Source organism: Saccharomonospora iraqiensis subsp. paurometabolica YIM 90007 (assembly GCF_000231035.2).
GTDB lineage: Bacteria > Actinomycetota > Actinomycetes > Mycobacteriales > Pseudonocardiaceae > Saccharomonospora > Saccharomonospora paurometabolica.
In genome coordinates this window covers 97834-107642 of record NZ_KI912238.1, presented here as the reverse complement: position 1 = coordinate 107642, position 9809 = coordinate 97834, and the positions used below count along the sequence as shown (strand labels likewise).

At 69.8% G+C, this 9809-nt stretch carries 12 protein-coding genes and 1 tRNA gene; 3 read left to right on the top strand and 10 right to left on the bottom strand.

The genetic code is table 11. The features are described from left to right. The 4 genes from SACPADRAFT_RS27400 to SACPADRAFT_RS0212655 all read right to left on the bottom strand — a co-directional run. Positions 1-1341: glycoside hydrolase family 13 protein (locus SACPADRAFT_RS27400; protein ID WP_040924290.1), on the bottom strand; the 1341-nt coding region annotated here is incomplete at its 3' end. 11 nt (positions 1342-1352) lie between these two features. Continuing rightward, on the bottom strand, positions 1353-2225 hold the full coding sequence (locus SACPADRAFT_RS0212665) for a sugar ABC transporter permease (RefSeq protein WP_007025184.1): 873 nt from the start codon (positions 2223-2225) through the stop codon (positions 1353-1355). Beyond that, the gene (locus tag SACPADRAFT_RS0212660) at positions 2222-3214 is read right to left on the bottom strand and encodes a carbohydrate ABC transporter permease (protein ID WP_007025183.1); all 993 of its coding nucleotides are present in this window, start codon (positions 3212-3214) and stop codon (positions 2222-2224) included. The genes SACPADRAFT_RS0212665 and SACPADRAFT_RS0212660 overlap by 4 nt, the downstream gene beginning before the upstream one ends. Next, entirely contained in the window at positions 3211-4524 is a 1314-nt protein-coding gene (locus SACPADRAFT_RS0212655; RefSeq protein ID WP_007025182.1) for an extracellular solute-binding protein, read from the bottom strand. The genes SACPADRAFT_RS0212660 and SACPADRAFT_RS0212655 overlap by 4 nt, the downstream gene beginning before the upstream one ends. 308 nt (positions 4525-4832) lie before the next feature. Here SACPADRAFT_RS0212655 and SACPADRAFT_RS0212650 point away from each other — a divergent pair, with 308 nt between their 5' ends. From SACPADRAFT_RS0212650 to SACPADRAFT_RS30555, 3 genes are all read left to right on the top strand, one after another. Next, a complete protein-coding gene (locus SACPADRAFT_RS0212650; protein ID WP_007025181.1) occupies positions 4833-5324 on the top strand; it encodes a hypothetical protein in 492 nt (163 codons plus the stop codon). Between the two features lie 755 nt (positions 5325-6079). After that, a complete protein-coding gene (locus SACPADRAFT_RS0212640; protein WP_007025180.1) occupies positions 6080-6604 on the top strand; it encodes a hypothetical protein in 525 nt (174 codons plus the stop codon). Positions 6605-6915: 311 nt separating this feature from the next. Continuing rightward, on the top strand, positions 6916-7113 hold the full coding sequence (locus tag SACPADRAFT_RS30555; protein WP_007025178.1) for a GntR family transcriptional regulator: 198 nt from the start codon (positions 6916-6918) through the stop codon (positions 7111-7113). Between the two features lie 107 nt (positions 7114-7220). On the opposite strand, the gene SACPADRAFT_RS32825 is transcribed toward SACPADRAFT_RS30555, so the two are convergent. The 6 genes from SACPADRAFT_RS32825 to SACPADRAFT_RS0212590 form a co-directional block, all read right to left on the bottom strand. Beyond that, on the bottom strand, positions 7221-7394 hold the full coding sequence (locus SACPADRAFT_RS32825) for a hypothetical protein (protein ID WP_007025177.1): 174 nt from the start codon (positions 7392-7394) through the stop codon (positions 7221-7223). Between the two features lie 172 nt (positions 7395-7566). Continuing rightward, complete coding sequence (locus SACPADRAFT_RS0212615) at positions 7567-7914, bottom strand: hypothetical protein (RefSeq protein WP_028662430.1); 348 nt, start codon at positions 7912-7914, stop codon at positions 7567-7569. A 94-nt stretch (positions 7915-8008) separates the two neighbouring features. Continuing rightward, positions 8009-8611, bottom strand: coding sequence for a hypothetical protein (locus tag SACPADRAFT_RS0212610; protein ID WP_007025175.1), 603 nt, complete (start codon positions 8609-8611; stop codon positions 8009-8011). Positions 8612-8702: 91 nt separating this feature from the next. Then, entirely contained in the window at positions 8703-8993 is a 291-nt protein-coding gene (locus SACPADRAFT_RS0212605; RefSeq protein WP_007025174.1) for a hypothetical protein, read from the bottom strand. Further along, positions 8969-9295 carry a hypothetical protein gene (locus tag SACPADRAFT_RS0212600; protein WP_007025173.1) on the bottom strand — a complete coding sequence of 109 codons (327 nt, stop codon included), beginning with the start codon at positions 9293-9295 and terminating at the stop codon, positions 8969-8971. Before SACPADRAFT_RS0212600 ends, SACPADRAFT_RS0212605 begins: the two co-directional genes overlap by 25 nt. Before the next feature lie 277 nt (positions 9296-9572). Next, positions 9573-9646 (bottom strand) — tRNA-Arg (locus tag SACPADRAFT_RS0212590). Positions 9647-9809: the final 163 nt, after the last annotated feature.

Sequence of the window (9809 nt, the reverse complement as noted above, 5' to 3'; positions counted from 1 at the left end):
CAGCTCCCGGCGCAGTGCCAGGGCCCGCCGGTACAGCGTCAGCGTCGAGTCCGGGTCGCCCTCCTGCGCCTCGACGGTGTAGGCGGACCAGTCCGCGGGCTGCGGCAGCCAGGCAGGGCCGCCGAAGCCGAACGGCGGAGCCGTCCCGGACCAGGGCAGCGGCACCCGGCAGCCGTCCCGGCCCCGGTCGGTGTGCCCGGAGCGCTCCCACACCGGGTCGGTGAGCACCTCGTCGGGCAGGTCGGTGACCTCCGGCAGGCCCAGTTCCTCCCCCTGGTACACGTACACCGACCCGGGCAGCGCGAAGGTCAGCAGCGCGGCCGCGCGGGCCCGGGCGAGCCCGCGTTCCCCGCCGCCGTACCGGGTGACGTGCCGCTGGACGTCGTGGTTGGACAGCACCCACGTCGTCGGCGCGTCCACATCGGCGACCGCGGCCAGCGACGCGTCGATGACCTCCCGGAAGGCCGCCGCCGACCAGTCCGTCTCCACGTAGTGGAAGTTGAACGCCTGGTGCAGTTCGTCGGCGCGCAGGTACCGGGCCAGCCGGTCGGCGCTGGGTACCCAGGCCTCGGCGACGGCGATCCGCTCCCCGGGGTAGGAGTCGAGGATCTTGCGCCACTCCCGGTAGATGTCGTGCACCCCGTCCTGGTCGAAGAACGGCAGCTCACGCGTGGTCAGCAGCCCCGCCTGGTCGGTGCGGCCCACGTCCGGCAGCCCGTCCGCCTTGACCAGGCCGTGGGCGACGTCGATGCGGAACCCGTCCACCCCCCGGTCGAGCCAGAACCGCAGGATGTCCTCGAACTCGGCGTGCACGTCGGGGTGCTGCCAGTTCAGGTCCGGCTGGGCCGGGTCGAACAGGTGCAGGTACCACTGCCCGTCCGGCACCTGCGTCCACGCCGGTCCGCCGAACATCGACTCCCAGTCGTTCGGGGGCCCGCCGTCGCGCCCCTCGCGGAACACGTAGCGCTGCCGCGCGGCCGAGCCGCGCTCCGCGGCCAGCGCCTCGACGAACCACGGGTGCCGCGACGACGTGTGGTTCGGCACCACGTCCACGATCACCCGCAGCCCCCGCCCGTGCGCCTCGGCGATCAGCGCCTCGGCGTCGGCGAGGTCGCCGAACAGCGGGTCCACCGCGCGGTAGTCGGCCACGTCGTAGCCGCCGTCGGCCATCGGGGAGGAGTAGAACGGCGTCAGCCACAGCGCGTCCACCCCGAGGTCGGCCAGGTGGTCCAGCCGGTTCCGCACGCCACCGAGGTCGCCGACCCCGTCGCCGTCCGAGTCGGCGAAGCTGCGCACGTAGATCTGGTAGATCGCCGCCGTGCGCCACCAGTCGTTGCCCATGGAATTCCCTTTCAGCTCTTGACCCCGCCCGCCGTCAGACCGGCGACGAGATGACGTTGGACGAGGAAGAACACGATCGCCGACGGCAGCAGCACGAGCACCGAGGCCGCGGTGAGCAGCCCCCACTCGGCCTTGAAGTCGCTGACGAAGGTCGCCATCCCGATGGGGAGCGTGTAGCGGTCCTCGCTCTGCATGAACACGCTCGCGAATGCGACCTCGCCCCAGGCCGTGACGAACGAGTAGAACACCGTCACCGCGATGCCCGGCCGGGACAGCGGCACGATCAGCCGCCAGAACGTGCCGAACGGGCTCAGCCCGTCGACCCGGCCGGACTCGTCGATCGCGACCGGGATGGTGTCGAAGTAGCCCTTCAGCATCCACGCGCAGTACGGCACCGAGACGGTGCAGCCCGCGAGCACCAGCCCGGTGTAGGAGTTGAGCAGCCCCAGGCCGGACAGCACGTTGTAGAGCGGGACGATCAGCACCGCCGCCGGGAACATCTGGGTGATCAGGAAGCTCCACATCAGCGGGCGCTGGCCCGGGAACCGCATCCGGGAGGCGGCGTAGCCCGCGGTGGCGGAGATGAGCACGGCCACCACCGTGGTCGCCGCGGCCACGATCAGCGAGTTGGCGAACCAGACGCCGAACCGGGTCTCGGTGAGCACCTGCGCGTAGTTGTCCAGCCCGAGCGGGCCGAGCTCGCCGGGTCGGGTCCAGGTGCCGCGGTCGGTCTTCAGGGAGGTCAGGGCCACCCAGGCCACCGGGAACACCGCCACCACGCTCGCCGCGACCAGCGTCGTGTGCAGTGCCGTGGAGGCGCCTCGGCCGCGGGTGTGCCGTCCCCGTGTCGGGGCGCGGCGGGTCAGCGTGTCGGGAGTGCTCATGTGCCCACCCCACTCGTCTGCCGGTCCAGCCAGCGGCGGTAGAAGAACGCGAACACGACGAGCATCGAGGCGATGATCGCGCCGTACGTCGCCGCGCCGGCGTAGTCGCGGATACCCTGGAACGCCCGGTCGTAGGCCTCGGTGACCAGGATGTTCGTGGCTCCGCCCGGGCCACCGCCGGTGAGCATCGCGATCACCGGGAACTGGTTGAACGTCCAGATCGTGCCGAGCAGGATCACCGTGCCGGACACCGGCCGCAGCCCCGGCAGGGTGACGGCGCGGAAGCGCTGCCACGGTGAGGCGCCGTCCACCTCGGCCGCCTCGTAGAGGTCGTGCGGCACGGTCTGCAACCCGCCGAGCAGGGCGACCATCATGAACGGCACCCCGAGCCAGACGTTGACCAGGATGACCGAGACCTTCGCCGCGAACGGCTGTCCCAGCCAGTCCACCCCGGGGATGCCCACCGTGGTCAGCACGGCGTTGAGCACGCCGCCGGAGTCGTTGAGGATCAGCCGCCAGCCGAACGCCGCCACGAACGGCGGCACCGCCCACGGCAGGATCAGCAGCATCCGGTACAGGCCGCGCCCGCGCAGCGCACGGTTGAGCAGCATCGCCAGCCCGAGGCCGATCGAGTAGTGCAGCACCACGCAGGTGACCGTCCACACGAGAGTCCACACCAGTCTCGGGTAGAAGGTGCCCTCGGCGCCGGAGAGGATGTCGACGTAATTGTCCAGCCCGACGAAGTCGTACGTCGCCGGGATCTCGTTGGCCCCGATGGTGCGGGCACTGTTCATCTCGTTGGCGTTGGTCAGGGACAGGTGGATGCCCTGCGCCAACGGGTAGAGCACCAGCACGGCCAGCACGGCGACCACCGGGGCCACCATCGCCCAGGCGTACCAGTGCCGGGTGAACAGCCGGCGTCCCCGCCGCCGGGGCGGCGCCGGCGCCGGCGCCGCCCCGGTCGGGGGACTGGTGACCGTCGAGGTCATGACTCGAAGCCCGGAACCGCGCCGGCCGCCTCCCGCTGTGCCTCGGCGAGCCCGTCGGCGATGGAGGCGTCGCCGCCGAGGATCCGCTCGTAGTACGGCGTGAACAGGTCGTAGAGGTCACCGGCGCCCGGCGCGGGCGGCCGCGGCACGGCCTGCTCGACCGGATCGGCGAAGGCGGAGATCACCTCGTTCCCGGCCACCTCGGGCCGCTCGTAGACCGACTTGCGGGTCGGCAGCGTGTTGTTCTGTTCGGCCACGTACGCCTGGCTCTCGGCGGAGTTGAGGTACTCGACGAACAGCAGCGACGCGGCCAGGTCGGGCGTGCCGGCGTAGATCGTGAGGTTGTGCCCGCCGACCGGGCCGCCCTGCCCCTCGGGACCGGCGGGCACCGGGGCGACGCCGAGGTTGTCGGCGTCGGAGAAGGCGTCGCCGGACAGCACGTCGGACACCGACCAGGGGCCGTTCAGGATCATGCTGACCGACCCGTCCTTGAAGCCGTTCTGCATGTTCGTGTACTTGTTCGCACTGGTGTCGGTGGTCCCGACGCCGTCGACGGTGAGGCCCTGTGCGGTCTCGACCGCGGCGGTCACCTCGGGACTGTCGATGGTGATCTTCTCGGCGTCCATGTCCACGTAGTCGCCGCCCTGCCCGTAGACGAACGGCAGCAGGAAGTACGAGTCGGCGTTGACGAAGAACCCGGTCGTGCCGTCGATCTCGGATTCCAGCTTCTCCGCGGTCTCGTGCAGTTCGCTCCAGGTCTGCGGTGGCTTTTCGACGCCCGCGCGCTCGAAGTGTTCCTTGTTGTAGAGCAGTCCGAGCGTGTCGGTGACCTCCGGAACGCCGTACGTCTGTCCCTCGTAGACGTTGCTTTCCTTCGGCACCGAGAGGTAATCATCGGAACCGGACAGTGCCGGGGTGTCGTCCAGCGGCTGCAGGTAGCCGAGCGCGGCGAACGTGGGGGTCCAGCCCACGTCGGCCCGCATCACGTCGGGTGCGCCGTCCCCGCTCTGCGCCGCGGTCTTGAACTTGTCGTCGGCGCCGTCGAACGGGACGTTGACGTACTCGACGTCGATGTTCGGGTACTCGTCCTCGAACCGGGAGACCAGTTCCTGGAACGCGGGAGCCTCGTTGGTCGCGTCCGAGGTGTCCCACCAGGTCACCGTGCCGGACACGGACTGCGGGTCCTGCCGGGCCTGCTCGACCGCCTCGGCCACCCGCGCCTCGGCGTCGCTCGCACCTCCGCCACCGCACGCGGTGGCGACGAGTGTGGTGGCCGCGGCCAGCGCCGCGATGCTGTTAATCCGTTTCATGCGCTCTCCTCGCTGAGACCGGGATCGGCAGCGAACCGTAGCCAGCGGGACGGGGCGCGTGCAAGAGTTTGCAGAATCTTTCAGGAAGTTGCTCAGGGTGGCCCCGAGGTCGGGGGCCTTCCGATGCGGCCCGGGCGGGAGCAACGATCGATGGTTGCGCGTCGCCGGGGCCGTCCGTAGCGTCACGATCTGTTACTGACAGCGACTGGGGACCGGATGCTGCGAGGTATGGCGCGCCTGCCCGGAGAGGGAAACCCATCTACGCGAAACGAACACGATCCCGTCTCGCCTGCGGCGCGGTCACGGTGATGACGCTGGGCCTGCTTCCGACCGCTGCCTGTTCCGAGGAGCCGTCGCCGGAGTCGGCCGCGCTCACCGACGCCCGCGACCTGAACACCCCGGTGGTGACCGCGGGCACGGTCACCCGCTCCGACGGCGACACCCCGGCCGCGGATGCCACCGTGGAGGTGCTGGCCTACCCCGACAGCGAGAAGATGGCCGCTCTGGAGGAGGGAGACACCTTCGACCTCACCCCGGTCGGCCGCACCACCACCGACGCGGACGGCACCTACGAGATGCGCGTCGATCCGGACATCGACCTGTCCCGGTTCGCCCGGGACGGGCGGACGATGGATGTCAGCCTCAGGGCCACGACCGCCGACGGGACGGCCGTGGAGGAGGCCAGTCTGTCCCCGGACGAGGCCACGGGCGGTGCGGGAGCCGAAGCGGCTCTGGCCGGAGAGGACCGCAAGTCGAGCCTGCCGGCGAACGCCGACCTGGAGCTGACCCCGATGAGTTAGCGGGAGTCGTTGCAGACCGAGGAGCAAGCAGCCGCCGCGCCCCAGGATGCCACCTTTGGTGGCCACACCGCCCGGTACGACGAGAATCTCGGCACACAGTGGACCAACGTGGGCGCCATCTTCGTCAAGACCACCGGTGTGTGTGGGCAAGACTCATCCACCGCGTCAACGCCGACACCAGCGGGGTCGCGGTCGACTCGGGATACGGCTCCAGCGCGAGTCACACCGTCGACCGATATCCGAGCAGCGAGATCCAGTTTCCCCGGCAGGGCCGTTACAACGGGTTCAACCTGTCGACCCGCACCGGATTCTCCCAGTCAGCCGCTCACGAGTTCGAGTTTATGTCGGGCGGGCGCGCAGTGTGCGGGACACAGGCTGACCCTTCTTCCCCCAATGATTCCGGTGTCCTCGTAGTGCAAGACCCACCCGGGAGCGGCGTGTTCCCGCTGAAGGAGCGACGATTGAGCCGGTGGAGACGTGGTGGTTCGTCATCGGACTGCGGGCCGAGATCCGCCGCGCGGAAGTCGAACGGTTCCGGTTGGACCACCGGGATTCGGATGGCACCCCGTACCGTGCCCGTACCGGAACGTCACGGTTTCACCTTCCGGACTGTCGCAATCCCTGGCCCGACGCATGACCCACAAAACGAAGGGCACAAAAGACCTTTCGGAGTATGACAAGGTTCGATGAATTGGAAATGATGGAGTGCTAACCTCGTGATACGGGCGCGGTGTGCGTCGTGTGGAGTCGTATTGATGGCAGTGTTGCTCGCCGTCAGCGGTTGCTCTGATCGGGTGTACCTCGATCGTCCTCTCGGACACTTCCCGGACGAACCGTCCGGCGCCGTATGCGCGCCTTTCGCGGACGAGAGGGAGACCTTCGCCGGGAATGTCGGGCCTCTGATGCACGAGCAGGGGCGGGTTCCGGTGACGATCACCGGTGTGTCGCTGGTGGGAGCGCGGGGGATGCGGCTCGTCGATGCGGTTCTCACGCCGGAGAACGGGACGGCCAGTGGTGCGGCGTATCCGCCGGAGTCGGAGGTGAACACCGGCCCGGCCTGGGATCAACGGATTCCGGCCGAGGGGGCGGTCATCGAGCCGGGGGAGACGTGGTGGCTGGTTGTCGGGCTGCGGGCCGAGAATCGTCACGCAGGAGTGGAACATATTGAGGTGGACTACCGGGATGCTGCGGGGGCGAGATACCGTTTCCGCGCGGGAAAGTCGTATTATCTTCTCCCCGACTGTGACGAAGACTGGCAGGGGTGGGGCGGGGGGCTGTGATGCCCTCCCGCGGGCGGAGGACCGGGACGCACGCGGATCAGTCGTCGGTCCGTCGGGGCGGCCATACCGTGCGCACACCGAGCCGGTGCACCAGCCACGCCATCGTCGGCACGACCGCGGCCAGTGCGAGCAGATACCCGCTCGCCACCCAGTGCATCCGCGAGACCCGGGCTCCTCCGTGTGGGGCCCGGCGTCACCGGGCTCGCACCGGGCGACGACGTTCTCGGCTTCACGGTGCTGGGGGCGTACGCCACGTCGCTCGTCGTCGACGCCGCACAGGTGGTCGCGAAACCGGTGACCACGGCACGGGCGTGTGCCGGTGTTCAGCTCAGTCGCTGATCGAGTCCGGCGAGCCGGCGCCCGGGTTGCGGTTGCCCGCCGAACGGGAGGCGGGGGACGTGTGGGGCGTGTCGCTCGGCACGGCCCGCCGCGCGCTGGCGACCCTCCGGCAACGCGGCCTGGTCCACACCAAGCTCATCACCGGGACGTTCGTCGCCCGCCGCGAGTGAGCATGCCAACTGGCATGCTGGTGAGCATGCATGCAAAAGGCCCCCGGCACCGATCGTGGTGCCGGGGGGCCTCTTCGTGTCTCGGTCAGAGCTGCGTGAAAGCTGGTTTAGAGCGGCGGGTGCATCGGCCGGCGGCCCTCGCCGTCGCACCAGCGGCACCGCCGCAGCGTGAGCACCGTCTGCCCCACGCCGTTCAACACGGCGAGCTCGGGCTCGGCGACCTGCCCGTCGCCGCCGCAGCCGGTGCACACCGCGCGCACCTGGCCGTCCTCGTCGCTCACACCGGACCTCTTACGATCTGACCGCTGCCGTCACAGGTGCGACAGTCGACGGTCTCGTACTCGGTCTTGCCCTTCCTACCCGCCCGCGGCTGCTGCTGCGTGCCCTTCCCGCCGCACGTGGGCAGACGTAGACCTGCCGACCGTCCGGTGTCTTCGACATGCGATCAGCCCCTCATCTGCCCTGTTCGATCTGGCCGAACTCGTTCTGCATCTCCTGCTCGATCTGCTGGAACTCCTTGTCGACCTCCTCGACCGTGTTGAACACGATCGTCACACCCCACACGCCCAGGGCGAGCGCACCCGCGCCGAGGATGGACGCAGTGATGGCCATCTTCTTGTTCGTGGCCTCCCTGCGGCGCACGCGCCCCAGGCCGAGCAAGCCAAACAGAAGGGCCAGGGCGCCGAGGATGACGGCGATGAACCCGGTCAGAGGAACGAGCCCGAACACGAGTCCGGCGATCGCCAGGCACAGGGCGGTAATCCCGAACCCGTTGCGCTGCTGGGTGGCGGTGGTGTCCAAGGTTTTCTCCTTGCGTTCGATGGTCTTCACTGGCGCCGGGCCGAAGGCGCGTCAGCCCCGACCCGGCGGGTCATGGGAGCGGCGGGCGTGTCCGTCAGTAGGTCCACTCCCAGCCGCCGGCGTTGGGTACGGGCGTCGTCAGCGCGACCGTGCCGCTGGCCTGCGGCACGACGATTTCGATCACGCCTGTGTACTGCTGGTTCATGCCGAAGTTGTTAGGTAGCCCGCGGGCCGGGTCGGTGCACATACCGACCTGCGCCGGGCGCGTGATCCCGTCGTCGCCGATCTCGGCGAAGTTGAACGGGTTGAGCACGCCGGAAGCCTGCTGCGCCAACTCGCGGTCGTCACCGGTCGCGACCCGCATGTGCAGCACCAGCGTGTGCCCCTCGTCGGGCGCCTGGCCGAACTCGTGACATGCCGGGTCGACCTCGACCTTGTCGATGGCGAACGTGACGCCGCCCGGCGAATCCGGCCCTTCGCCCCGGGGGTACACCCCGGCTTCCTCGCCCAGCTCCTTCACGAGATGGCCGCGCTCGTTCGTCTCCGGACCGTCGTCCTGCTCCGGCGCGGTCGAGGGGGCGGCGGTCGCGGGAAGGCTCGGCGCGTCGCCCGAACTGTCCGCGTCCGAGTCGGGCGGGGAGCACGCGGCAAGCAGTGTGAGTGCGGCGACAGCCGCGGCAGCCTTCAAGTTCTTCACAGGTGTTCTCCTTCCAGGGGTCCTTCCCCAGTTCTTCGTGAATCACCGGCTCGTTAGCTGGCGTGTCCGGGTCGTTGCTGGACGGTGAGCGTTACGAGGCTTGGCGCTGGGTGAGCGCCCGCGCGTGGTCGAGCTCGGCGGCGGTGCAGCCGCGCCCCGCCTCGTCGAGGTACGGGGTCAGCTCCGACCCGAGTAGCCGCGCTCCGCAGTCGGCGACGATCTCGGCCTGCTGCTGCCCGCCGTAGGCGGCCTGCACCGCGTCCCACGTGTTGTGGGTGCGGGCCTGCTGGAGGTGGATCCACTCGTGCAGCACCACGTCGCGCACCTCGTCGCAGTCGATCGCGTCACGGTTGAGGATCACCAGCAGCGGCTCGGCCCACATGCGCCCGTGCCACGTCTCCCGCCGGCCCCGGTGCGCAGCGACCAGCGGGAGCCGTCCTCGTCGAGCCCGGCCAGGGTGTGCTCGTACTCCGTCTGCCAGTCGCAGGCCGGCAAGGCGGCCTCCATGCGCCCCGTCTGCACCGGGCGCTCGCCGTCGTCGAGGATCTCGGGCCGGGTCCAGCCGATCGCCATCATCACCAGGCTGGCGGCGATCACGGGCCACGCGACGATGCGGGCGGCGATGTCGACCCGGGTGCGACGCTCGCGGGCGGGGCTGTGCAGCCACCGGGCGACCAGGTTCACCGGGCCACCGCCTGGGCGAGCAGCGCGTCCACGGCGACCTTGCGGGAGCGGTGCCCGTCGGCCTCCCACTGGGCGGCGCCGTCCTCGCCGCTCGGGTTGTGCACGGCCGGTAGTCCCCGACCCAGCCGAGGAACTCGCCGTCAACCTCGACGCGGTAGGCGGTGTCACCGAAGGCGTGGATGCGCTCGACGCGGGTGAGGCGGACCGCTTCTGGACGGTTTGTGGACTGACCCCCTTCGGCGGAGGGGGTGGTCCGAGCCTGTGCGCTGGTGTTCTGTGCCCCCGGCAGGACTCGAACCTGCGACCTAGAGATTAGAAGGCTCTTGCTCTATCCAGCTGAGCTACGAGGGCCCGGCGGCGACCGTGTGCGGTCAACCTTCGACCACAGCCTAGTCGCCGCTATGTGTCTGATCGTCCGATACCGGCGGATCGTTTCACCCCTCACCCGGCCTGGCGACCAAATGCCCACCGAAGGTGAGTGAGAGCACAGGTCGGCCAGGCCGGGCGGGGGCCG

What these genes read in the sequence shown, in the direction of transcription:
- SACPADRAFT_RS0212605 (WP_007025174.1), bottom strand. Translation starts at nt 8,993, where the DNA reads ATGTGGGCCGAGCCGCTGCTGGTGATCCTCAACCGTGACGCGATCGAC.
- SACPADRAFT_RS0212660 (WP_007025183.1), bottom strand. Translation starts at nt 3,214, where the DNA reads ATGACCTCGACGGTCACCAGTCCCCCGACCGGGGCGGCGCCGGCGCCG.
- SACPADRAFT_RS0212640 (WP_007025180.1), top strand. Translation starts at nt 6,080, where the DNA reads ATGGCAGTGTTGCTCGCCGTCAGCGGTTGCTCTGATCGGGTGTACCTC.
- SACPADRAFT_RS0212650 (WP_007025181.1), top strand. Translation starts at nt 4,833, where the DNA reads ATGACGCTGGGCCTGCTTCCGACCGCTGCCTGTTCCGAGGAGCCGTCG.
- SACPADRAFT_RS0212665 (WP_007025184.1), bottom strand. Translation starts at nt 2,225, where the DNA reads ATGAGCACTCCCGACACGCTGACCCGCCGCGCCCCGACACGGGGACGG.
- SACPADRAFT_RS0212655 (WP_007025182.1), bottom strand. Translation starts at nt 4,524, where the DNA reads ATGAAACGGATTAACAGCATCGCGGCGCTGGCCGCGGCCACCACACTC.